Source organism: Halapricum desulfuricans, from assembly GCF_017094525.1.
Taxonomy (GTDB): domain Archaea; phylum Halobacteriota; class Halobacteria; order Halobacteriales; family Haloarculaceae; genus Halapricum; species Halapricum desulfuricans.
Map to the genome: position 1 here is coordinate 1,182,545 of NZ_CP064788.1, position 21,354 is coordinate 1,203,898.

Consider the following 21,354-nt stretch of genomic DNA (forward strand, 5'->3'; position numbering starts at 1 on the left):
CGCTAGTGGAAAAAGGCATAATGGTTGATGCCGAAAGCCCGGTATGGACGCAATTGTCCTTGCAGGCGGGTTCGCGACCAGGCTCTGGCCGATCACGCGCAACCGTCCGAAGATGTTCCTCCCGATCGGAGAAACGACAGTCATCGACCGGATCTTTCGGGAACTCGAAGAGGACGACCGCATCGATGACGTCTACGTCTCTACCAACGAGGAGTTCGAGGACGTCTTCGCCAAACACCTCGAGGAGTCGCCCTTCGAGAAACCGCAGCTGTCGGTCGAGGAGGCCCGCGAGGAAGACGAGAAGTTCGGCGTCGTCGGCGCGCTCGGAGAACTGGTCGAGCGGGAGGGCATCGACAGCGACACGCTGGTGATCGCCGGCGATAACCTCATCAGCTTCTCGCTGTCGGAGTTCATCGACTCCTTCCAGAACAACGGCGCGACGACGATCGCCGCCTACGACGTCGGAAACCTCGAACGGGCGACCCAGTACGGCGTGATCGATGTCGAAGACGACCGCGTCGTCGCCTTCGAGGAAAAGCCCGACGAGCCGCCGAGCACGCTCGTCTCGATCGCCTGCTACGCGTTCCCGGCCAATGCAATCGGGCTGTTCGAGACGTACCTCTCGGGGGAGAACAACCCCGACGAGCCCGGCTGGTTCATCCAGTGGCTGCTCGAACGCAGCCCCGTCTACGCCTACTCCTTCGAAGACGCGTGGTTCGACATCGGGACGCCGGACGCGTACCTCGACACCGTCGAGTGGTACCTCGACGGCGGGACGCTCGTCCACCCCGACGCCACCGTCGAGAACTCCGACCTGGGACAGAACGTCCACATCATGGAAGGTGCGGAGGTGATCGACTCCTCGCTAGAGCGAGCCGTCGTCTTCCCGAACGCGCGGATCGAGGACTGCCGGATCTACTCGTCGATCGTCGACGAGAACACCGAACTCGAGGAAGTCAACCTCTCGGAGGCACAGATCGGCGCACACACCTCCCTCGCACAGCAGCAGCAGTCGCCGCCCGCCGAATGGGTGTGGGAACAGAACCGCGATTCGGAGTGATGATCGATGACTAATACAGACGATGGGATGGCCTTCGACGTCGAGGTTAGGGACGACCGGACGATCCTGACGATTGAGGGCGTACGCGACGCCGCCGTCATCGTCCGGTCCCCCAAGGGCGAGCGGATCTATCTCCCGCCCGAGGACTTCGACGCCGAGCCGACGGTGACCACTCCCTACAGCACGAGTCCGTACAGCACGGCCGACGAGTCGACGATCCCAACGACCACGCGAGCCGGACAGACAGCCTCCAGCACGGCCGACAGGCGCAGAGACGACACGGGCGATCCGGAGACAGCGGACGACGTACCGTCGCCATATAGCAAGACCACCGACGACGCGCCCGCGGACAATCCGGAGTACGGCCGAACCCGCATCTCGCAGGGCATCCGGATCGTCCACCCTGACCCGGTGACGGACGTTCGCGTCGTTCGATAACGGCACTCACACTCTACAGGCGGAACAGGCCGAGTGTCTCGGGGTCGTCCGGACATCGGCGATTTCCGTGATGGGCGTGGGACGAAGTCCCACGAACCTGCGAACGGCGCGAGCGCCGTGAGCAGATCACGAGAATCGGAGATTCTCGAACGACTTGACCCCGGAGTGAGTTCACCACAGACTGGCCGCCGGTAGCAAAAAGCATATCTCTGGGCATGCCCCAGTCTCTCACATCGACCCTCGACTATGAACGAAGTCCAACTAGAGGTCGCGAAAGCGTACCCAAACGATTCGGGGAGAGGCATCGCACGCCTCGACCCCGACACGCTCTTGCATCTCAAACTCTCCCCCGGTGACATCATCGAGATCGAGGGCGGGGACACGACCGCCGCCAAGGTCTGGCGGGCCGACCGCCAGGACTGGAACACCGATACGGTCCGCATCGACGGGTTCACTCGTCAGAACGCGGACGTCGGGATCGGCGAGCGTGTCACCATCCGCAAGGCAGAAGCAGAAAAGGCAGAGAAACTCGTGCTCGCCCCGCCAGAGGAGGCCAGCGTCCAGTTCGGCAGCGACGCGGCGGGCATGGTCAAACGACAGATCCTCAAGCGCCCGGTCGTCGAACGCGATATCGTCCCCGTGATGTCCTCGACGAACCACCCGTTCATGCGTTCGCCCGGGCAGGCGATCCCGCTGATCGCCGTCGAGACCGAACCCGACGGCGTCGCTCTGATCACCGAAGACACCGACGTCGAGTTGCGCGAGGAGCCGATCTCCGGCTTCGAGAAGACCGGCGGCGGGATCACCTACGAGGACATCGGCGGTCTCCAGAACGAGATCCAGCGGGTCCGCGAGATGGTCGAGTTGCCGATGAAGCACCCCCAGATCTTCAAGAAACTGGGGATCGAACCGCCCCAGGGGGTGCTGCTGCACGGCCCGCCCGGCACCGGGAAGACCCTGCTGGCCAAGGCCGTCGCCAACGAGACCTCCGCGAGTTTCTTCTCTATCGCCGGCCCGGAGATCATCTCGAAGTACTACGGCGAGTCCGAACAGCAGTTGCGAGAGATCTTCGAGGACGCGACCGAGGAGTCGCCCTCGATCATCTTCATCGACGAACTCGACTCGATCGCGCCCAAACGGGAAGACGTGACCGGCGAGGTCGAACGACGTGTCGTCGCCCAGTTGCTGACGATGATGGACGGCCTCGAATCGCGGGGGCAGGTCATCGTCATCGCCGCGACGAACCGGGTCGATTCGGTCGATCCCGCCCTCCGGCGGCCCGGCCGGTTCGACCGGGAGATCGAGATCGGCGTCCCCGACGAGGTCGGTCGCGAGGAGATCCTCCAGATCCACACCCGCGGGATGCCCCTCTCTGACGACGTCGAACTGTCGCGACTCGCGGCCGAGACGCACGGCTTCGTCGGCGCAGATATCGAGAGCCTGACCAAGGAAGCGGCGATGAAAGCGCTGCGTCGGTACCTTCCGGAGATCGATCTCGACGAGGAGGACATCCCGCCGAGCCTGATCGACCGGATGATCATCAAACGCGAGGACTTCCGCGGTGCGCTCAACGAGGTCTCGCCTAGCGCGATGCGGGAAGTGCTGGTCGAGTTGCCCAAGATCTCCTGGGACGACGTCGGAGGACTCGAAGAGGCGAAAGGACAGATCAAAGAGAGCATCGAGTGGCCGATGAACCAGGCCGAGAAATTCGAGCGGATGGGGATCGAACCGCCCGCCGGCGTGTTGCTGTACGGGCCACCCGGGACTGGCAAGACGCTGATGGCCAAGGCCGTCGCCAACGAGACCGACGCCAACTTCATCTCCGTGCGCGGACCGCAACTGCTCAGCAAGTGGGTCGGCGAGAGCGAGAAGGCCATCCGACAGACGTTCAGAAAAGCCCGGCAGGTTGCGCCGACGGTGATCTTCTTCGACGAACTGGACAGTCTCGCGCCCGGACGCGGCGGCGACGTCGGTTCGAACGTCTCCGAGCGCGTGGTCAACCAGCTGCTGACCGAGATGGACGGCCTCGAGGACATGGAGGACGTGATGGTCATCGGCGCGACCAACCGTCCGGACATGATCGATCCCGCTCTCATCCGGTCGGGTCGGTTCGACCGCCTGATCAACATCGGCGAGCCAGACGTCGAGGGTCGCGAGCAGATCCTGAAGATCCACACCGACGACACGCCGCTGGCACCGGACGTCAGCCTGCGCGAACTCGCCGAGACCACCGAGGGCTACGTCGGTTCGGATCTGGAATCGATCGCCCGCGAAGCCGCAATCGAAGCGCTTCGAGACGACGACGACGCTGAAGAGGTCGAGATGCGGCACTTCCGGGCGGCACTGGAGAACGTCCGCCCGACTATCGACGAGGACATCAGGGAGTTCTTCGAGCGGATGGATGACCAGTTCCGCGGCGGTAGCCGCGAGATGAGTCGCCAGCGCGGCTCCGGCCGAATCGGCTTCCAATAGGCCGACGCCACTGTCTGCGCTCCGCCGCGTGACACACCGCTTTTGTCGCTTGCGAACGCACGTCCGACGATGACGGTCACGTTTCGCGACCGGGCGGTCCTGATCGACGGGACGCTCGTTCTCGCGGACCTGCACTTCGGTCGTGGGGCGACGTCTGCGGTCGAGGCTCCGATCGAGGACGGCCGGGATATGATCGATCGGCTGGACGACCTCCTCGATTCGATGGCTCCCCGGACGGTCGCCCTCGCCGGGGACGTCCTTCACGCGTTCGATACGGTCCCGTCCATGGTCGACGACCGACTCGCGGCGCTAGAAGAGCGCGTCATCGACGCCGACGCGGAGCTGATCGTCGTCGCCGGCAACCACGACACGATGCTCGGCGAAGTCTGGGACGGCCCGATCGCGGACCGATATCGAATCGACGATCGAACCGTCGTCGTGCACGGACACGAGCGGCCCGCCGTCGAGGCCGAACGGTACGTCCTGGGTCACGACCACCCCGCAATCGAGATCCAGGGGACGCGCCGGCCGTGCTTTCTGCAGGGGCCCGGTGGACCCGACGGGAGCGACGTGCTCGTCCTGCCGTCGTTCAATCGCTTCACCGCCGGCGTTCCGATCAACGAGATGGGCGCGACGGACTTCCAGTCGCCGCTGATCGTTGCCGCCGACCCGCTCGAACCGATCGTGCGCGACGAGCGAGCCGACGAGACGCTGCAGTTCCCGCCGCTGGGGACCTTCCGGAACCACCTGTAAGAAGCGGTACTGCTTTATCGCTCGCCGGTGGACAACCGGACATGGACACAGCTGTCGTCATCACGATCGCGACCGTACTGATCCTGCTCGGGCTGACTGCAGTAACGCGCTGGCTCGTCCCGAAAGCACTGACCGAGTGATCGCCCGTCAGCGAAGACATCGAAAACTCACTGCGTTCGCTTTCGGGCCTTCGCTTCGTCAGCGCCGGCTTACGCCGCCGCTTCCTCAGCGAAGACGTCGTCGTACTCGCCGTCGTCGATCCGCTCTTTGAATTCGCGAGGATCGTTGCCCTCGATGGTGACGCCCAGCGAGGTGCACGTGCCGACGACCTCTTTGGCCGCGGCCTTGAGATCGTAGGAAAGCAGGTCGGGGTGTTTCTGCTCCGCGATCTGCTTGATCTGGTCCACGGAGAGGTCGGCGACGAACTCCTCCTGGGGTTCGCCGCTGCCGGTCTCGAAACCGGCCTCGTCTTTGACCAGTTCGGCTGTCGGCGGGACACCGACCTCGATCTCGAAGGAACCGTCGTCCTCGTACTCGACGGTAACGGGGACTTCGGTGCCGTCGAAGGCCGCGGTCTGATCGTTGATCTCCTGGACGACTGCCTGCACGTCTACGGGGGTCGGCCCGAGTTCGGGGCCGAGCGGCGGGCCGGGATCGGCCTGGCCGCCCGGAACGAGAACTTCGATTGTGCCTGCCATATCCGAGAATCCGTCGGCGCGGGTTTAAGAATTGCTTTTCCGTGTCCCGCGTGCGATCCCTGCCCACGGCGACCGTGGCGGTGTCGATCCGTCGTGGCGACTGCGGACGAAAGCCCTTTTGAGCGACGATGGCGGAGTACCCACTGATGGGGCTCGAAGAGGAGATCGAGGAACTCGAGCAGGAGATCGCCGATACGCCCTACAACAAGGCGACCGAAGAGCACATCGGCCGTCTAAAGGCCAAACTCGCCGAGAAGAAAGACAAGCTCGAGGCCCAGCAATCGGGGTCGGGCGGCGGCCCCGGCTACGCCGTCGAGAAACACGGCGACGCGACCGTCGCGCTGGTCGGCTTCCCCAGCGTCGGCAAATCGACGCTCATCAACGCGATGACCAACGCCGACAGCGAGGTCGCCGAGTACGAGTTCACCACGCTGAACGTCAACCCCGGTATGCTCCAGTACAGGGGCGCGAACATCCAGATGCTGGACGTCCCCGGGCTGATCGAAGGCGCGGCCGGCGGCCGGGGCGGTGGCAAGGAAGTACTGTCGGTCGTCCGCACGGCCGATCTTATCGTGTTCGTCCTTTCGGTGTTCGAGATCGACCAGTACGAGCGCCTCAGCGAGGAACTCTACCGGAACAAGGTCCGGCTGGACGCCGATCCCCCGAACGTCTCGGTTCGCAAGAAACACAAAGACGGGATCAGCGTCAACGCCTCAGTCGATCTCGACCTCGACGAGGAGACGATCAAGAGCGTCCTGCGCGAGCACGGGTACGTCAACGCCGACGTCACGGTCGGCGAACAGGTCGATATCGATCGGCTCATCGACGGGATCATGGACAACCGCGAGTACCTCCCCTCGATCGTGGCCGTCAACAAGGCCGATCTCATCGAGCCCGACTACAAGGGAACCGTCGACGAGAATCTCCGCGAGCACGGGCTCGATCCCGACGACGCGATCTTCATCAGCGCCGAACTGGAGAAGGGGCTCGACGCGCTGAAAGAGCGGATTTACGACGAACTCGGGCTGATCCGGATCTACATGGACAAGCCCGGTCGCGGGATCGACCGCGAGGACCCACTCATGCTGTTCGAGGGCGATACTGTCGGCGACGCCTGCAAGAAGATCGGCGGTCGCTTCGACGAGCGCTTTCGCTTCGCCCGCGTGTCCGGTCCCAGCGCCAAACACGACGACCAGCAAGTCGGTCGCGACCACGAACTGGCCGACGAGGACGTCCTCCGGATCGTCGTCGACCGGTGACCGTGCGAGGGGAAAGACTTTATCTCGGTAGACCGTCATCTCGATTGATGTCTACGAAAGCGAAACTCCTGATCGCCCTGGTTGCGCTCGTACTGGTGTACAAGTTCGTCGTCAAAGAGTAGCGTCGCGAACGTGACTGACTTGGCGCTGGCTCCCGTGGTGGGGATATGGTCGGCGTCGTCACGCGAAACGAACCGGAACTGTCGTGGTCGGGCTTCGACCGCGCCTTCTACGAGCAGAAGTCCGCCAGCGGCCGCGCCAGCGAGCCGACGACCGACGGCGTCAACACGCTGGCCTGTTTCGCAGACGCAGCGACGGTCCGCGAGCGACCGGCGCTCGCCGCCCGGACCCGGGACGGTAAGTTGGCGACCGGCGACCGCCCCGATCTCGATCAGTCGTACGTTTGTCCCACGAACGAGTCCTATCGCGAGGGGCTGCTGGAGATGATCGCGGACGCCGGGCGGGCGAGCGGTGACGTGCGTCTTGACGACATCGGATTCCCGGGGGCCGAGTACTGCCACTGCGACCGCTGTACTCGCCGCTTCTCCGAAAGCGAGTTTGATGACCGTCTCGACTGGCGCGCGAGCGTCGTCACCGAGTTCGCTGCGGCGGCGCGCGAGCGCGTCCCCGGCGACCTGATCGTCGGGCTCTTCCCAGACCCCTATCCCGGCCACCTCTACGAGCGGTCGGGGATCGACCTCGAGGCGCTCGAACCGATTGTCGAGGAGTTCGTCGTCCCGCTGTACGACCCGAGCTACGAGACGACCTACTGGCTCGAAGCGCTCGCGAGCGGGTTCGCCGACCGTCTGGACGCCCGCCTGAGCGTCGAACTGTACGCCAACGTCGAGATCGATGCGCTGCTGGCGGCGACAGACGCCGTCGAACCACACGCGGATTCAGTGCTGTACGGCTACGACGCCAGCACGGCCAGAGCGGCGATCAGGCGGCGCGCTGCCGACGCTCGCGACGGCGCCACCCACCGACCGGACGAGCGGTCGGGGTGAGGTCGACCGGACTATCGTTCGGAGTGATATGGGACGGACGACCCACCGCAGTGCCCCTCACGAGCCGTCTTCGAGCCAGGACCGAAGGACTGACCGGTCCCTGGCGTCGTCGGGAAGCGTCTCGAACCAGCGCGCCTGGACGATCTCGCCGTCGGGATCGTCGACGGACAGTTCGGTGGAGTCGGCCGCACCCTCGTATATCGGTAACGCGCCCCAGGTCGTATGTCCATCGCCGTGAAACTCCACGCGCCCGAGCAGTGCGAGCCCGTCGAACGTGGCTTCGATCCCCGCCTCCTCGTGGAGTTCGCGCCGTGCGGCCGCCTTGAACGATTCTCCGTCATCGACTTCGCCGCCGGGTAACACCCACATGTCGACGTCGCGGTGGCGGACGAGCAGGACCGAACCGCTGTCGTCGGTCACCAGCGCGTGTGCGCCGTATGGGAGCCCGTTCCCGCTGATCCGCTGGGCGACCGTCTGGAACCGCCGTCGCGAGACCCACCGCGTCTTCGTGAACTCGGTGACGCCGTCGTGACGCGACTGGAGGTCATGGTAGGTCTGCTCGGCCTGCTGGTCGGCCTCGTCGGCCAGGTACCACAGGTTGTCGACGGCCGTCATCGTCCCAGGAAAGATGGTGTTGCTCGTGGCTGCAAGCGACCGCGGAGAACGTGCGTGACAGTCATATCTCACTCTTTGTCGGTGAGGAGCATAAGTCTTCGACCGGGACGAATCAGTCCCTTTTTTACCGGCCACGGAGAACGGCTGGCCATGAGCTTCGAAGAAGACGACCGCGTCATTCTGCACGACGAACACAGTGAACACGACGGCGAAGTCGGGACCGTCACCCAGAAGATGGAAACGATGTTCGGCGACGCCAACTATATCGTCAGTTTCGAGGAGGGGCAAGAGCAGGGCGTGCCCGAGGACAACCTCGAACCCGCAGAGGAAGACGACGAAGACGACTGATTGATGTCGTCGGTCCCGCTTCACTACATCGACCTCCGTGCGTTCTGCTACGCGACGGAAGACGACAGGCGCGTCGAGAGCGCGCTCCGAACGCTGCTGCCTGAAGCGTTCGAGCTCCAGCGACTGGAAAACGAGGGGCATCACGGCGACCGGATCCTCGTCTTCTCGGCACGGGTCGAGAACGCCGACGAGATGCGGGTCGTGCTGGATCGGCTCGGCGAGTTGCCCGCCGACCAGCGCCAGCGACTACGCTCGGAACTCGACGAGCGGGTTACCGACAACACCGAACTGTTTCTGACCCTCGACAAGCAGGCGGCGTTCGGCGGCGACGTCCGACTCGGCGACGGGATTACGGTCCGCGCGAAAGTCGAGGCCTACCCCGCCACGAAGGACGCCGCCGTCGAGAACGCGCGCGACGTACTCGAATCGCCCTAACATGACACGCTACGAGGCGGTCCACGCCCACCCGGACGGCGACGCGACTGTCGCCAGGCTCGCGCTCACGGCGAGCGAATACGGCTATGACGGCCTCGTCGTCCGCAATCACGGCGACGCACTGCCGGAATACGACGCCGACCGGATCAGTGCGGCATACGGGATCGACATCGTCGAGGGTGTCGAGATTCGTGCTGACGATCCGGGGCGAGCCAGCGGGTTCGTCGGCAGCCATCGCGACCGTCGGACGATCGTCGCCGTCCACGGCGGGTCCGTCGAGATGAACCGGTTCGCCGTCGAGCAACCGGCAGTAGACGTACTCGCCCATCCGATGGTCGGCGACGGCGATTTCAACCACGTGCTCGCGAAAGCCGCGAAACGGAACAGCGTCCACGTGGCACTGTCGCTGGCGCGCGTCCTCCGGGCCGACGGCGGCGAACGCGTGCGGGCGCTGCGCGACCTCCGGAAACTCCGTGAGCTGCTCGCGGACGCCGACGCGCCGTTCGTCGTCAGTGCCGACCCGCGGAGCCATCTCCAGTTGCGCGCGCCGAGGGAACTCCGTGCTCTCGGGGACGTGATCGGCTTCGACGCCGACGTGATCGAGACGGGGCTGGCCGCCTGGGGCGACCTCGCCGAGCGGAACCGGGAGCGGGCCAGCGACGCGTTCGTCGAACCCGGTGTCCGACTCGACGAGGAGTGACGCGTTCGCGCGACGATCGATCCTTCTTTGCGCGGCGCGCTCGTAGGCCCAATCATGACTGGAGACGTCGAGGAGCACGCAGCACGTTTCGACGAGAAGGCCGCCGAGTACGACGACGGCGACCACAGCCCCGAGTATCGGGACTGCCGCGACCTGGTGATCGAGCACGCGGCGGTCGACGGCGATATCGTGCTCGATCTCGGGGCCGGAACGGGTGCGATCTCGCTCGCACTCGCCCCGGCGGCCGACCGCGTGATCGGCCGGGACGTGAGCGAGGGCATGCTCGAGCAGGCCCGAAAAAAGGCGTCCGACGCCGGAATCGAGAACGTCGAGTTCGGCCGGGGTCGATTCCGCGAGCCCGACGTACCCGGAGATGCGGCCGTCGACGTCGTCGTCTCGAACTTCGCGATGCATCACCTCTCGGACGGGGAGAAACGCGACGCGATCGACGTGATCGCGGGCCTCGAACCCGACCGGTTCGTCCTCGGGGACGTCATGCTGTTCGGCGAGGCCGACCCCGAGGAACCGTTCTACTCGCCCGAAGTGGACGACCCGGCGACGGTTGGCGTGCTGGCCGACGCGCTGACCGACGCCGGGTTCGCGCTGACCGCGGTCGAGGCGGTCCACGAGCAGGTCGGCGTGCTCGTCGCCGAGCGGGGGGACGACCGAACGTGAAACACCTCCCGAAACACCTCCAGCCGCGGTGGCGATACCTGGCGGTCGGGTTCGAGACGTGGCCCGACGCGGACGTCGATCGTGGCGTCTTCCAGCGCGAGCTGTGGTACGCCGCCCAGAACCTGCTCGGCGACGTCGGAAGTGCGGACGTGGATCTGACCGTCGTGCGCTTCGACCGCTGGGACGGTGGCGGCGAGGCGATCGTCCGGGTTCGGCGCGACGAGAGCGACCGCGCCCGGGCGATCGTCGCCTGCGTCGAGACGGTCGGGTCGGACCCGATCGGGGTTCGGGTCGCCGGGACCAGCGGAACCGTCCGGGCTTGTGAAGAAAAGTATATGCGTGGGGGACCGGAACGAACCGAGCAGAGACACGTCACAGCCGGGGGCGACACGCAGGCGGTTGCCGTCCGCGACGGCCGGCTCGAATACCGCACGAACGACGCGCTCACGGCTGGGACGCCACTCGACATCGAGTAACTATGCAGGGAAGCCAACAACAGCAAGCGTACGATCGGGGAATCACCATCTTCTCGCCCGACGGACGCCTCTATCAGGTCGAGTACGCCCGGGAAGCAGTCAAGCGCGGGACGGCGAGCATTGGCGTGCGAACGCCCGAGGGCGTCGTCCTGGCCGTCGACAAGCGGATCCGCTCGCCGCTGATGGAGCGTTCCTCCGTCGAGAAGATTCACAAGGCCGACGACCACATCGGGATCGCCAGCGCGGGCCACGTCGCCGACGCCCGCCAGCTCATCGACTTCGCGCGCCAGCAGGCCCAGATCAACCAGCTGCGCTACGACGAGCCGATCGGCGTCGAGACGCTGACGAAAGCCGTCACCGACCACATCCAGCAGTACACGCAGGTCGGCGGCGCGCGCCCGTTCGGCGTCGCGCTGATCATCGCTGGCGTCGCCGACGGACAGCCACGACTCTACGAGACTGACCCCTCCGGCACGCCCTACGAGTGGAAGGCGCTGGCCGTCGGGGCCGACCGCAACGACATCCGTGAGTATCTCGAAGACAACTACGAGGACGACATGACCCTCGATGACGGCGTCGGACTGGCGCTGTCGGCGCTGGCGTCGGTCAACGACGACGGGCTCTCGCCTGAAGGCGTCGGCGTCGCCACGATCGCCGTCGAGGACGAACGCTTCCGGGAACTCGACGACGACGAGAAACGCGAGTACCTCGAGGCGAACGGCGTTCTGGCGACCGAAGAGGACGACGAGGACGAGGAGAGCGACGAGTAGCTCGCCTGCTCCCTTGTCGGACTGTTCCTGCTGGCGCAGGTCGTGAGCGATGTCGATCGACAGTGAACGGAGCAAAGCGATGGGACTGGGATTTGAACCGGACCAAGACGTTCCTGCTCGCTCCGCTGCGCGGGCTGCGACTTGCTGGCTTCAAATCGCCAGTTACAGCCGTTGCTCCTCGCGGAGTTGCTCGGAGCAAAGCGGTGGGGCTGGGATTTGAACCACGCGAAGACGGTCGCTCACTTCGCTCGCGCTGCGTCTTCTCTCGTTCAAATCCAGCGTGTTATTCGGCGCGGCGCGTCGATGCGCCGCGCACTCACGGTGGGGCTGGGATTCGAACCCAGGAGGCGTAACGCCACCTGCTTTCAAGGCAGGCGCAATAGGCCGCTCTGCCACCCCACCGCAGGCGTCCCTTGCGCGTCGCCCATTTAATCACTGTCGGTTTTCTCGACGTCCAACCCGTCTTCGCCCTCGACCCCGTACACCCCGTGGGTCTCCGCCCACTCGTAGGTCCGTGACGGATAGATGCGATCGGCCCGCGCTCGCGCCCGGACGACCGAGACGACGGACGCCAGATCGGCCGCCGTCTCGACCGGCTGCAGCGACGGCACGAAGTCCGCGTCCAGATCCGCCGCTCGCGCCGCCTCGACCAGCGACGTCACGGCCGGCGGCTCGTAGGCACCGTCGAAATCGACCGGCTCGCTGAACCCCGCGTACCCGACCCGACCTCCCGGCCCGGGCGAGAGCACGACCGGGCTCCGCCGGAGTTTCATCGACATCGAGTCGATCCCCTGACGAGTCACCAGCGGGACCGTCGGCTCGATGACGTGGACGCTGCCTTCCTCTTCGCCCTCGAGCAGGTGTGTGACGGTGTTGCCGACCCGGGCCGCGTGGGAACTGCCGACCTGCACCTCGTATCTGACGGCCTCGGGGTCGTCGACGGCCTCGGCGACGACCGACTCGAGCCGGCGCTTGGGTGACACGTCGGCGTCGAGATCGAGGTGGTCGCGCGGTCGGTAGTTGACGAGCAGCTGTCCGCTGGCGGCTTCCGCCGCCCGGGCGATGTCTGACAGCATCGCCTCGTACAGCGAGACGACCTCTTCGGCGTCGAGCGGCGTCGTCTCCGCGAGCGATCGGCCGACGACGCCCTCGACCGGCGGGTCCGCGAGCACGACGAGCGTGGTCATACCCGTTCTCGGGCCGGCCCGCTCTTGAACGTCGCGCTTGCGACCGTCCGGGACACCAATTACTATCGGGCTGTCCGCGGTACTCGCAGGTATGGATACCGGATGGCTCGGGCGTGATCGCACTGACCCCCCGCTGGACCGCCTCGGGCGCGTGGCCGGAACGGCCTCGGTCGCCGTCGCGTTCGTCGGAATCGCGACTGCGATCGCGCTCTCGCCGTCGTTCGCGTTCGGGGCGAACGCCCTCTCGGATCTCGGGAACCCGGGCCACCCGGCCGGCACGCCGGCGACTGCGCTGGCGTTCAACGGCGGGCTGATCGTCGGCGGGGTGCTGGGAACGGCGTTCGCCCTCGCGATCCCCGAGATTGCCGGCGCGCTGTTCGTCGCGCTGTGGGTGCTCGTCCACGCCCGGCAGTCGCCGCCGATCGATCGACGGACGAACGCACATCGCACCCGAGACAGGTAGGTCGGCACTCCGAAGCCGACGACGGAACCGTTTACTCTCCGCGGACTGAACGCGGAGACGGATGAACAAGTGGTACCGCCGAACGATCTACTCGTTCGCCGTCCTCGTGGTGATTATCTTCGCCTACGCCGTCGTCTACCATTACGGGATGCTCTACCTCGAGGGCGAGTCGAAGACCTTCCTGCAGTCGCTGGAGGTCGTCGTCCAGACGTTCACGACGACGGGTTTCGGCGAGGACGCCCCGTGGAGTTCCGATCTGATGAACGTCCTCGTCATCACGATGGACCTGACGGGTGTCGCGTTGATTTTCCTGGCGCTGCCGGTGTTGATCTTCCCGCTGTTCGAGGAGGCGCTTTCGACGACCGTGCCGACCAGCGTCGAAGACGACCTTGCGGATCACGTCGTCGTCTGTGCGGACACGCCGCGAGCGGAGGTGTTGATCGACGAACTCGACTCCTGGGACGTCGAGTACGTCCTCGTCGAACCCGATCGAGAGGCGGCGACCGAGCGCTACGAGAGCGGGTACCGGGTCGTTCACGACGATCCGACGACCGTCTCGGGACTGGAGAGCGCGAACCTCGCCGACGCGCGCGCGATCGTCGCTGACGTGGACGACGACGTCGACGCGAGCATCGTCCTGACCGCACAGGAGGTCAGCGAGGACGTCCAGATCGTGAGCGTCGTCGAGGACCCCGACCAGCGACGCTACCACGAACTCGCCGGGGCCGACGCGGTGCTGTCACCGCGGCCGCTTCTGGGCGAGAGCCTCGCCGCGAAAGTCACGACCGGTGTCCGGGCGGAGTTCGAGGACGCGGTCGCCATCGACGGCGACCTGCAGATCGCCGAGCTCCCGGTCGGTGCCGGCAGTCCACTCGAGGGGCGGACGATCGCCGAGAGCGGCATCCGCGAGGCGACCGGCGTCAACGTGATCGGGGCGTGGTTCTGTGGCGAGTTCGAGAGCCCGCCCTCGCCGGAGACGACGATCGACCGGGGGACCGTCCTGCTGGTCACCGGTCGTCCGGACCAGCTCGCCGACCTCCGTGAGCAAGCGAGCGCGTCGATCCGACAGTTCGACGGCGGGCGCGTGCTGATCGCCGGGTACGGACAGGTCGGACAGCGCGTCGCCGAGATGCTTGACGAACAGGGCGTTCCCCACACGACCGTCGACGCCGTCGACCGCGATGGCGTCGATGTCGTCGGCGACGTAACCGATCCCGAAACGCTGGAGGCGGCCCGCATTCACGACGCCAGGACGGTCCTGCTTGCGATTCCCGACGACACGGCCTCGGAGTTCGCGACGCTGGTCGTCCGGGATCTCAGCCCCGACACGGAGATCGTCGCCCGCGTCGAACAGGCCGAGAGCGTCCAGAAGATGTACCGCGCCGGTGCCGATTACGTGCTCGCGCTGGAGACGATCACCGGCCGGATGATCGCCTCGACCGTCCTCGAAGACGAGGACGTCATCGCGTTCGATACCCAGATCGAGGTCGTCCGGACGACGGCCCCGGGGATGACGGGTCAGACGCTCCAGGAAGCGGACGTCAGATCGCGCACGGGCTGTACGGTTGTCGCCGTCGAACGCGACGGCGCGGTCCACACAGATCTCGGATCCGAGTTCCGGATCGAGAGCGGCGACGAACTGGTGGTCGTCGGCACCGACGAGGGGACGAACCGCTTCACCGAGCAGTACCGGTAGTTCGTCCGGGCCCGAGAGATCGAACGCACGAGATCACGATCGGACCGAACCCCTAAGGGCTTCTCACTCGATGACCCGGATATGTCGGCATCGACACGCGGCGAGTGTGGCGCTCTCGGAGTCAGCGTATGACCGCTATCGAGACGACGGATCTCCGGATGGAGTTCGGGGACGTGACGGCGCTTGCGGACCTGAATCTGACTGTCGGCGACGGGGAACTGTTCGGGCTGCTGGGTCCGAACGGGTCCGGGAAGACGACGACGATCGAGATCCTGACCGGTCAGTTGCGGCCGACAAGCGGTGGCGCGACTGTCCTGGGGATCGACCCGGTCGAGGAACCGCTCGAAGTGCGGTCGCAGGTCGGCATCCTCCCCGAGCGCGAGGACCCGCCGAGTTTCCTCACGCCGCGGGAGTATCTGGAGTTCGCCGGGGAGATCCGCGGTCTCGACGACACCGCCGACCGGATCGACGAGTGGGCGGGGAAACTTGCCTTCGAGGGGAAACTCGACACGCTGGCGACCAACCTCTCGGAGGGCGAACGCCAGCGCGTCATGCTCGCACAGGCGTTCTTCCACGAGCCGTCGCTGGTGTTCATCGACGAGCCGCTGGTCAACCTGGACCCGATCCTGCAAGAGGAGGTTAAAGACCACTTGCGGGCATACTGTGAGGCCGGCAACACGCTGTTTCTCTCGACGCACTTCGTCGACGTCGCCGAGGAGCTCTGTACACAGGTCGGCGTTCTCAGGGAAGGACGGCTGCTCGGGACGACCGACCCGCGGACCCTGTCGGAGGAGGAGTCGCTGCTTGAGTACTTCCTCGCGACGGTCGACGGCGACGGCCCCGAGGCGGTCCCGACGACCGGGAGGTGACCATCGTGAGTCTCCTGCGCGCCATGATCGAAGAGGAGTGGCGGTTGCACGCCGACCTGTTCGGCGGCCGGCGGTTCGGCGCGTTCCCGGTCGCCGTCGCGGCGATCGCCGCCGGCGCGTTCTGGCTGCTGTCCGCGGTCGGGACGGACCCCGCGACGATCGCCGCCGGATTGCACGCCCTGGTCGGCTTTTTCGGGCTGCAGGTCGGGACGATCGGGCTCGTCGGCCGGGACGCGATGCGCGACGTGCTCGGGGACGTGACGCTTCTGGTGTTCAGTTCCCGCACGTTGCCGGTGTCGTGGCGGCGGCTGCTCGCGACGTTCGTGCTGAAGGACCTGCTGTACTATTCGGGGCTGTTCCTGGCCCCGATCGCGCTGGCGTACGCGCCGCTTGCGCTGACGGCGGGCGATGGAGCGCTGTCTGTCCCGTCGCTGTGGGTGACGCTGGCCGGCACCTTCGGGCTGGGCGTCGGGCTGAGTCTGGCGCTGGTCGGACTCGCGAGCCGGCACGGCGGACTCGCGCTGGCGGCCGTCGCGCTGGCGAGCGCTGCGGTGCTTGCAAGCGGTCTCGATCCGGTAGCGCTGACGCCGTACGGGTTCTACGCCGAGCCGACGGCCGCGGCGGCCGTGGCCGGGTTCGCGCCGGGAGCGGTCGTCGCCGTGCTGGGGATCGCCCTGTTCGAGCCCATCGAGGAGACCGATGGCCGCCAGCGGATCGGCCCGCTCTCGAGGTACGCGCGGGCAATCCCCGACGAGACGGGACTCGCCCGCCGGACGGTACTGTCGGTCGCGCGCTCGAGCGGGTCGGTCTGGAAGGTCCTCTTCTCGATGGGCGTGCTGGTCGTCGTGGTGGTCGCGTTGCTGGCCGAAATGGCTCGCGTGACCGTCCTCGATCCCCACTTCGGGCTCGCGCTCGGGACCTTCCTCGGTCTGGGCGGGTTCACGACCTACGCGTGGCTCACGCAGTTCGAAGACCCCCGCGAGATCCTGCGGTATCCGGTCGCGATCGAGCAGGTGTTCGCGAGCAAGCGACGGGCATACCTCGCGCTGGTCCTGCCGGCCGGACTGGCCTACATCGCGGTGGCGGCGCTGTGGTTACCGCCGGTCGAACTGGTCGTCGCCGCAGCGGTCTTTCCTGGCGTCGCCGTCTACGTCTTCGGGCTGACCGCGTTCGTCACCGGACTCTCCCCGACCGAGTTACTGTTCGACACGCCGCTGTTCGCGGCCTTCGGCGCGGGGCTGTCCGTCGTCGCGGTGCCGTTGCTGGTCGCGGCGCTCGCGACGACCGCGGCACCGACGCTCACCGTCGCTGTCGGAGTCGGTATTCCGGTGCTTTCGGGACTGGTCGGGTTCGCGCTGACCCGGCGTGCAGGGCCGCGATGGGAGCGGAAACTTCGACAGTGAGCGAGCAGAGATGTGGCCGGCCTCATACTGCCGGCTGTAACAAACTGAAGGAATTCGCCACTCCGGGGTGGCGAATATCTTTACGAACTTACAGCCGGCAGTATCAGATAGAGTTCTTCAGTTTCTCGAAAAAGCCCTGCTCGACGTCGATGTCCTCGTCGCTGGCCTCGGCGAACGCCTCCAGAGCCTCGCGCTGGTCGTCGTTGAGTTGCTCGGGCGTGTACACCTGGACGGTCACGTAGAGGTCGCCGTTCCCGCGCCGGCGCAGGCGTGGCATCCCCTTGCCCTCGAGGCGGAACGTCTCACCGCTCTGGGTGCCCGACGGGACCTCTAACTCGACGGCGCCGTCGAGCGTCTCCACCTCGATCGTGTCGCCGAAGACCGCCTGCGGGAACGAGAGCGGCTCGCGCCGCCGGAGGTCGTCGCCGTCGCGTTCGAACTCGGGGTGATCGCGGATCGAGACGTCGATCAGCAGGTCGCCGTTCGGCCCGCCGTTCTCGCCGGGCGCGCCCTCCCGCTCCATCCGGAGCGTCTGGCCGTCCTGAATGCCGGCGGGGATCTCGACGGTCAGCGTCGCCTCGTTGCGGACGACGCCGTCGCCGCCGCAGGTCGAGCAGGTCTCCTCGTAGAGGGTTCCCTCGCCGCCACAGCGACGGCAGGTCGTCGTCTGCTGGACGCGCCCCATCGGCGTCTGCTGGACCTGCGTGACCTGGCCGCGCCCGTTGCACTCCGGGCAGGTCCGGCTGTCCGCGTCCGGCGGGTGGCCGCTGCCGTCGCAGTCCGGACAGGTCTCGGGCCGACGGACCGTCACCTGTTTTTCGGCTCCCTCGTAGGCCTCCTCGAGGTCGATCTCGAGTGTGGTTTTCAGGTCCTGGCCCTGCCGCGGCCGGTCGCTGCCGCCACGACGCCGGCGACCGCCGCCGAAGAACTGATCGAAGATGTCCTCCATGTTGAACCCGCCGCCGAACGGGTCGCCGCCGCGGCCGCCGCGACCGCCGGGGCCGTCGCCGTCGAAACCGCCCCGCTTTTCGGCCTGCTCGAAGCGCTCGTGGCCCATCTGGTCGTAGGCGCGTCGCTTCTCCTCGTCTGTCAGGACCTCCTTCGCTTTCTTGACCTGCTTGAACTTCTCCTCGGCGTCGGGGTCGTCGCTCACGTCGGGGTGGTACTCGCGGGCCTTCTCTCGGTAGGCCTCCTGAATCTCCTCCTCGCTGGCGTCGCGCGAGACGCCGAGTATCTCGTAGAAATCCTCGCTCATTCGTTACTGCTGGATAATCGGTTGAGACACTTCAAAAGCCCGGGTCCGGTCGATCGGTCGCCCGCGGGATGAACGCGCTTTTACCTTCCGGCGACCCACCCACGGGCAGGAATGCCCTTCGTCACGAAACTCACCTTCGAGAGCGGGGATCGCCACCGCCTCGAGGACGTCGTCGAGGAGATCAAGACCGACGCCGCGCGCAAGGGCGTCGAACACAAGGGGCCGCATCCACAGCCGCCCGAAAACGTCCGCGTCCCCCAGTCGAAGACGCTGCTCGATACGGGCGGCGAGTTCGACGCCTGGGACTACACCGTCTACACCAGAACGATCGAGATCGTCGGCCACGACGAATTCGCCCGATCGGTCGCCGGCCGTGACGTGCCCGACGCGATCTCGGTCGGCGTCGAGGTCGAACAGCAGCGGGGACAGGGACACAAAAACTAGTCGACGGCGCGTTTCGACCGCGGCCATCGTTGCAGCCGTCTAAAGACCTTTCACGATTCCGGTAGTATCGGTAGACATGACGAACGTACTCGTCGTCGGCGGCGGTCCCGCCGGACTGAGCGCGGCACTGTTCACACAGAAGAACGGTCTCGAGACGACAGTCTTCGACACCGACGGCACCTGGATGCACAAGGCCCACCTGTTCAACTACCCGGGCATCGGCTCCCAGGACGGCTCGGCGTACATGGAGACGCTCCGAACGCAGGTCGACAGCTTCGGCGTCGAACACCTCCAGCAGGAGGTCACCGACGTCGCGGCGACCGACGATGGGTTCACTGTCACGACCGAGGAGGGCGACCACGAGGGGTCGTATCTGGTCCTCGCGACGGGCGCGGACCGCGACCTCGCGGACGCGCTGGGCTGTGCCTTCGACGGCGACCTCGTTGAGGTCGACCTGTCGATGGAGACCAGCGTCGACGACGCCTACGCGACCGGGGCGATGGTCCGCGCCGAGGAGTGGCAGGCGATCATCTCCGCCGGTGACGGGGCCGCGGCGGCGCTGAACATCCTCTCGAAGGAGAAGGGTGAACACTACCACGACTTCGACGTGCCCGCCGACGCGGCCGCGACGTTCGGCCCCGAAGAATAGGCGCAGCCGACAGCGCGGCTGTTTTGACTCTCCGTCGTGTACGTCCGGGCATGAAGATCCGCGGCGAGCGCGAGTGCCAGTCCTGTGGCGCGCGGTGGTCGTACTACGAGACGGGGTCGATCACGTGTCCGGAGTGTGGGAGCGTGCGGAGCGTCGGCGTCGACGAACGTACCGAACACACCGACAACCCCGCGGACCTCGACCTCGCTTCGATCGTGGACAACCTCGACGCCGAACCGATCGACCGCGTCGCCGAGCGCGCCGTCGAGCAGTGTCGCGAATACGTCAGACAGCGGGGATTCATCCGCGGTGGCGAATTACGCCAACTCGACACGGAGTTCGTTATGGCTGTCGAACTCCAGTATATCGCGAGCGAGATCGCCCGCTCGATGCGTGTCACCGAGGACGAACAGCAGTATTTCCTCTCGCTTGTTCGGGGTCTCACCGACGGGGACCGACCCGATCCCGAGGCAGTCCCCGACTCGCTCGCCGCCGCGCGGGGACTCGCGATCGCCGCGATCATCGACGCCTATCGTCGGGATCTGACGCGACATCTCTCCGAACACCCGGACAGTGAGACGCGCACGACGATGGGTCGGTTCGTCGACCACCGCAAGCGGATCGAGGCCCTGGACGGATCGATCCCACCGGAAAACGCCGAGGCGATTCTGGACGGACTGATCGCGCTCAGCAAGTACGCCACGGGCGATCAGTCGGCGCTCGAAACCGCGCGCGATCGCCTCGACGGTCTCGACTGATGGTTGCTACCCCGTTCGCTCAGGGCAGTTCGATCTCTACGTCGGCCCGGCTGCCGGCTGCCTTGACCGTGTTGTACAGCAGCATCGCGCGGGTCATCGGCCCGACGCCGCCCGGGACCGGCGTGATCGCGCTGGCTTTCTCCTTCGCGCTCTCGAAGTCGACGTCGCCGACCAGCTCGTAGCCTTTCTCAGTATCGGCGTCCACGCGGTTGATCCCCACGTCGATGACGACGGCCCCTTCCGAGAGCATCGACCCGTCGATCATCTCGGGGACGCCGGCCGCCGCGACGACGATATCGGCCGCTCTGGTCTTGGCCGCGAGGTCCTCGGTTCGGGAGTGACAGACTGTCGTCGTCGCGTTCCCACCGGGCGCTTTCTGGATGAACAGGTTCGCCATCGGCTTGCCGACGATGTCCGATCGACCAACGACGACCGCGTCTTTCCCTTCGGTGTCCACGTCAGCGGCCTCAAGCAGTTTCTGGATCCCGTGTGGCGTGCAGGGCTTGTATCGGGCGTCGCCCGCGACGAGTCGGCCGACGTTTTCGGGATGGAACCCGTCGACGTCCTTCATCGGATCGATCGCGCGCAGGACCGCACGCTTGTCGACGTGATCGGGGACGGGCATCTGGACGAGGATGCCATCGACATCGTCGTCGGCGTTCAAATCATCGACCGTCTCGAACAGTTCCTCGGCGGGCGCGTCGGGGTCGATCTCGACGTCGATCGCCTCGATGCCGACTTCCTCGCAGTCGTCCTGTTTCATCGAGACGTAGGTCTCGCTGGCCGGATCGTCGCTCATTAGGACCGTCGCAAGGGTCGGCGTCGTCCCCTCGGCTTCGAGCGTTTCTATCGAATCGCGCAACTCGTCCCGGATCCGCTGGGCGACGGCGTTACCGTCGATGACGTGTGTCATTACGTGGAATGGCT

The 21,354-nt window shown here is 66.2% G+C and carries 24 protein-coding genes and 1 tRNA gene; 19 read left to right on the top strand and 6 right to left on the bottom strand.

The genetic code is table 11. From position 1 onward, the window contains the following. Positions 1-43 precede the first annotated feature (43 nt). From HSR122_RS06105 to HSR122_RS06120, 4 genes are all read left to right on the top strand, one after another. A complete protein-coding gene (locus HSR122_RS06105; protein WP_229111905.1) occupies positions 44-1,060 on the top strand; it encodes a sugar phosphate nucleotidyltransferase in 1,017 nt (338 codons plus the stop codon). A 6-nt stretch (positions 1,061-1,066) separates the two neighbouring features. Further along, on the top strand, positions 1,067-1,498 hold the full coding sequence (locus HSR122_RS06110) for a DUF7510 family protein (protein ID WP_229111906.1): 432 nt from the start codon (positions 1,067-1,069) through the stop codon (positions 1,496-1,498). Positions 1,499-1,744: 246 nt separating this feature from the next. Continuing rightward, on the top strand, positions 1,745-3,970 hold the full coding sequence (locus tag HSR122_RS06115; protein WP_229111907.1) for a CDC48 family AAA ATPase: 2,226 nt from the start codon (positions 1,745-1,747) through the stop codon (positions 3,968-3,970). Between the two features lie 69 nt (positions 3,971-4,039). Continuing rightward, positions 4,040-4,723 carry a metallophosphoesterase gene (locus HSR122_RS06120; RefSeq protein ID WP_229111908.1) on the top strand — a complete coding sequence of 228 codons (684 nt, stop codon included), beginning with the start codon at positions 4,040-4,042 and terminating at the stop codon, positions 4,721-4,723. A 209-nt stretch (positions 4,724-4,932) separates the two neighbouring features. On the opposite strand, the gene HSR122_RS06125 is transcribed toward HSR122_RS06120, so the two are convergent. Continuing rightward, on the bottom strand, positions 4,933-5,421 hold the full coding sequence (locus HSR122_RS06125; RefSeq protein WP_229111909.1) for a 50S ribosomal protein L11: 489 nt from the start codon (positions 5,419-5,421) through the stop codon (positions 4,933-4,935). Between the two features lie 146 nt (positions 5,422-5,567). Between HSR122_RS06125 and HSR122_RS06130 the strand changes: the two genes are divergently transcribed. Together HSR122_RS06130 and HSR122_RS06135 are read left to right on the top strand one after the other, a co-directional pair. Continuing rightward, positions 5,568-6,680, top strand: a complete 1,113-nt coding sequence (locus tag HSR122_RS06130; RefSeq protein WP_229112187.1) for an OBG GTPase family GTP-binding protein — start codon at positions 5,568-5,570, stop codon at positions 6,678-6,680. Between the two features lie 167 nt (positions 6,681-6,847). Further along, positions 6,848-7,684, top strand: coding sequence for a hypothetical protein (locus tag HSR122_RS06135; RefSeq protein WP_229111910.1), 837 nt, complete (start codon positions 6,848-6,850; stop codon positions 7,682-7,684). A 57-nt stretch (positions 7,685-7,741) separates the two neighbouring features. On the opposite strand, the gene HSR122_RS06140 is transcribed toward HSR122_RS06135, so the two are convergent. After that, positions 7,742-8,299, bottom strand: coding sequence for an NUDIX hydrolase (locus HSR122_RS06140; protein WP_229111911.1), 558 nt, complete (start codon positions 8,297-8,299; stop codon positions 7,742-7,744). Between the two features lie 150 nt (positions 8,300-8,449). On the opposite strand from HSR122_RS06140, the gene HSR122_RS06145 reads away from it, so the two are divergent. The 6 genes from HSR122_RS06145 to psmA are packed head-to-tail and all read left to right on the top strand — an operon-like array spanning position 8,450 to position 11,703. Further along, positions 8,450-8,647, top strand: a complete 198-nt coding sequence (locus HSR122_RS06145; protein ID WP_229111912.1) for a DUF1918 domain-containing protein — start codon at positions 8,450-8,452, stop codon at positions 8,645-8,647. A 3-nt stretch (positions 8,648-8,650) separates the two neighbouring features. Continuing rightward, the gene (locus HSR122_RS06150; RefSeq protein WP_229111913.1) at positions 8,651-9,082 is read left to right on the top strand and encodes an RNA-binding protein; all 432 of its coding nucleotides are present in this window, start codon (positions 8,651-8,653) and stop codon (positions 9,080-9,082) included. Position 9,083: 1 nt separating this feature from the next. Then, a complete protein-coding gene (locus HSR122_RS06155) occupies positions 9,084-9,782 on the top strand; it encodes an RNase P subunit p30 family protein (RefSeq protein ID WP_229111914.1) in 699 nt (232 codons plus the stop codon). Positions 9,783-9,836: 54 nt separating this feature from the next. Further along, a complete protein-coding gene (locus HSR122_RS06160; RefSeq protein WP_229111915.1) occupies positions 9,837-10,457 on the top strand; it encodes a class I SAM-dependent methyltransferase in 621 nt (206 codons plus the stop codon). Then, positions 10,454-10,933, top strand: coding sequence for an Rpp14/Pop5 family protein (locus HSR122_RS06165; RefSeq protein WP_229111916.1), 480 nt, complete (start codon positions 10,454-10,456; stop codon positions 10,931-10,933). The genes HSR122_RS06160 and HSR122_RS06165 overlap by 4 nt, the downstream gene beginning before the upstream one ends. A 2-nt stretch (positions 10,934-10,935) precedes the next feature. Then, on the top strand, positions 10,936-11,703 hold the full coding sequence (gene psmA, locus HSR122_RS06170) for an archaeal proteasome endopeptidase complex subunit alpha (protein WP_229111917.1): 768 nt from the start codon (positions 10,936-10,938) through the stop codon (positions 11,701-11,703). A 319-nt stretch (positions 11,704-12,022) separates the two neighbouring features. Here psmA and HSR122_RS06175 read toward each other — a convergent pair. Both HSR122_RS06175 and HSR122_RS06180 read right to left on the bottom strand, forming a co-directional pair. After that, a tRNA-Ser gene (locus tag HSR122_RS06175) sits at positions 12,023-12,105 on the bottom strand. A gap of 26 nt (positions 12,106-12,131) precedes the next feature. Then, positions 12,132-12,890, bottom strand: a complete 759-nt coding sequence (locus HSR122_RS06180) for a hypothetical protein (protein ID WP_229111918.1) — start codon at positions 12,888-12,890, stop codon at positions 12,132-12,134. Positions 12,891-12,981: 91 nt separating this feature from the next. Between HSR122_RS06180 and HSR122_RS06185 the strand changes: the two genes are divergently transcribed. The 4 genes from HSR122_RS06185 to HSR122_RS06200 all read left to right on the top strand — a co-directional run bounded on the left by HSR122_RS06185 (position 12,982) and on the right by HSR122_RS06200 (position 17,321). Next, the gene (locus HSR122_RS06185; RefSeq protein WP_229111919.1) at positions 12,982-13,353 is read left to right on the top strand and encodes a DUF998 domain-containing protein; all 372 of its coding nucleotides are present in this window, start codon (positions 12,982-12,984) and stop codon (positions 13,351-13,353) included. 61 nt (positions 13,354-13,414) lie between these two features. Next, positions 13,415-15,049: a potassium channel family protein gene (locus HSR122_RS06190; RefSeq protein ID WP_229111920.1), complete on the top strand. Its 1,635-nt coding sequence runs from the start codon at positions 13,415-13,417 to the stop codon at positions 15,047-15,049. Positions 15,050-15,177: 128 nt separating this feature from the next. Further along, the gene (locus HSR122_RS06195; RefSeq protein ID WP_229111921.1) at positions 15,178-15,918 is read left to right on the top strand and encodes an ABC transporter ATP-binding protein; all 741 of its coding nucleotides are present in this window, start codon (positions 15,178-15,180) and stop codon (positions 15,916-15,918) included. Between the two features lie 5 nt (positions 15,919-15,923). Continuing rightward, on the top strand, positions 15,924-17,321 hold the full coding sequence (locus HSR122_RS06200) for a hypothetical protein (RefSeq protein ID WP_229111922.1): 1,398 nt from the start codon (positions 15,924-15,926) through the stop codon (positions 17,319-17,321). 103 nt (positions 17,322-17,424) lie between these two features. On the opposite strand, the gene dnaJ is transcribed toward HSR122_RS06200, so the two are convergent. After that, the gene (dnaJ, locus tag HSR122_RS06205) at positions 17,425-18,576 is read right to left on the bottom strand and encodes a molecular chaperone DnaJ (RefSeq protein WP_229111923.1); all 1,152 of its coding nucleotides are present in this window, start codon (positions 18,574-18,576) and stop codon (positions 17,425-17,427) included. Between the two features lie 111 nt (positions 18,577-18,687). Here dnaJ and HSR122_RS06210 point away from each other — a divergent pair, with 111 nt between their 5' ends. The 3 genes from HSR122_RS06210 to HSR122_RS06220 all read left to right on the top strand — a co-directional run bounded on the left by HSR122_RS06210 (position 18,688) and on the right by HSR122_RS06220 (position 20,427). Then, complete coding sequence (locus HSR122_RS06210) at positions 18,688-19,020, top strand: uS10/mL48 family ribosomal protein (RefSeq protein WP_229111924.1); 333 nt, start codon at positions 18,688-18,690, stop codon at positions 19,018-19,020. A 76-nt stretch (positions 19,021-19,096) separates the two neighbouring features. Then, positions 19,097-19,669, top strand: coding sequence for an NAD(P)/FAD-dependent oxidoreductase (locus tag HSR122_RS06215; RefSeq protein WP_229111925.1), 573 nt, complete (start codon positions 19,097-19,099; stop codon positions 19,667-19,669). Positions 19,670-19,719: 50 nt separating this feature from the next. Beyond that, complete coding sequence (locus HSR122_RS06220; RefSeq protein WP_229111926.1) at positions 19,720-20,427, top strand: DUF7117 family protein; 708 nt, start codon at positions 19,720-19,722, stop codon at positions 20,425-20,427. Between the two features lie 19 nt (positions 20,428-20,446). On the opposite strand, the gene HSR122_RS06225 is transcribed toward HSR122_RS06220, so the two are convergent. Continuing rightward, a complete protein-coding gene (locus HSR122_RS06225; protein WP_229111927.1) occupies positions 20,447-21,340 on the bottom strand; it encodes a bifunctional methylenetetrahydrofolate dehydrogenase/methenyltetrahydrofolate cyclohydrolase in 894 nt (297 codons plus the stop codon). Positions 21,341-21,354 lie beyond the last annotated feature (14 nt).

Coding starts and splice junctions, on each gene's coding strand:
- HSR122_RS06185 (WP_229111919.1), top strand. CDS start 12,982: ATGGATACCGGATGGCTCGGGCGTGATCGCACTGACCCCCCGCTGGAC.
- HSR122_RS06130 (WP_229112187.1), top strand. CDS start 5,568: ATGGGGCTCGAAGAGGAGATCGAGGAACTCGAGCAGGAGATCGCCGAT.
- HSR122_RS06220 (WP_229111926.1), top strand. CDS start 19,720: ATGAAGATCCGCGGCGAGCGCGAGTGCCAGTCCTGTGGCGCGCGGTGG.
- HSR122_RS06160 (WP_229111915.1), top strand. CDS start 9,837: ATGACTGGAGACGTCGAGGAGCACGCAGCACGTTTCGACGAGAAGGCC.
- HSR122_RS06105 (WP_229111905.1), top strand. CDS start 44: ATGGACGCAATTGTCCTTGCAGGCGGGTTCGCGACCAGGCTCTGGCCG.
- dnaJ (WP_229111923.1), bottom strand. CDS start 18,576: ATGAGCGAGGATTTCTACGAGATACTCGGCGTCTCGCGCGACGCCAGC.
- HSR122_RS06115 (WP_229111907.1), top strand. CDS start 1,745: ATGAACGAAGTCCAACTAGAGGTCGCGAAAGCGTACCCAAACGATTCG.
- HSR122_RS06225 (WP_229111927.1), bottom strand. CDS start 21,340: ATGACACACGTCATCGACGGTAACGCCGTCGCCCAGCGGATCCGGGAC.
- HSR122_RS06135 (WP_229111910.1), top strand. CDS start 6,848: ATGGTCGGCGTCGTCACGCGAAACGAACCGGAACTGTCGTGGTCGGGC.
- HSR122_RS06125 (WP_229111909.1), bottom strand. CDS start 5,421: ATGGCAGGCACAATCGAAGTTCTCGTTCCGGGCGGCCAGGCCGATCCC.
- HSR122_RS06140 (WP_229111911.1), bottom strand. CDS start 8,299: ATGACGGCCGTCGACAACCTGTGGTACCTGGCCGACGAGGCCGACCAG.
- HSR122_RS06190 (WP_229111920.1), top strand. CDS start 13,415: ATGAACAAGTGGTACCGCCGAACGATCTACTCGTTCGCCGTCCTCGTG.
- HSR122_RS06120 (WP_229111908.1), top strand. CDS start 4,040: ATGACGGTCACGTTTCGCGACCGGGCGGTCCTGATCGACGGGACGCTC.
- HSR122_RS06195 (WP_229111921.1), top strand. CDS start 15,178: ATGACCGCTATCGAGACGACGGATCTCCGGATGGAGTTCGGGGACGTG.
- HSR122_RS06180 (WP_229111918.1), bottom strand. CDS start 12,890: ATGACCACGCTCGTCGTGCTCGCGGACCCGCCGGTCGAGGGCGTCGTC.
- HSR122_RS06155 (WP_229111914.1), top strand. CDS start 9,084: ATGACACGCTACGAGGCGGTCCACGCCCACCCGGACGGCGACGCGACT.
- psmA (WP_229111917.1), top strand. CDS start 10,936: ATGCAGGGAAGCCAACAACAGCAAGCGTACGATCGGGGAATCACCATC.
- HSR122_RS06145 (WP_229111912.1), top strand. CDS start 8,450: ATGAGCTTCGAAGAAGACGACCGCGTCATTCTGCACGACGAACACAGT.
- HSR122_RS06110 (WP_229111906.1), top strand. CDS start 1,067: ATGACTAATACAGACGATGGGATGGCCTTCGACGTCGAGGTTAGGGAC.
- HSR122_RS06150 (WP_229111913.1), top strand. CDS start 8,651: ATGTCGTCGGTCCCGCTTCACTACATCGACCTCCGTGCGTTCTGCTAC.
- HSR122_RS06210 (WP_229111924.1), top strand. CDS start 18,688: ATGCCCTTCGTCACGAAACTCACCTTCGAGAGCGGGGATCGCCACCGC.
- HSR122_RS06215 (WP_229111925.1), top strand. CDS start 19,097: ATGACGAACGTACTCGTCGTCGGCGGCGGTCCCGCCGGACTGAGCGCG.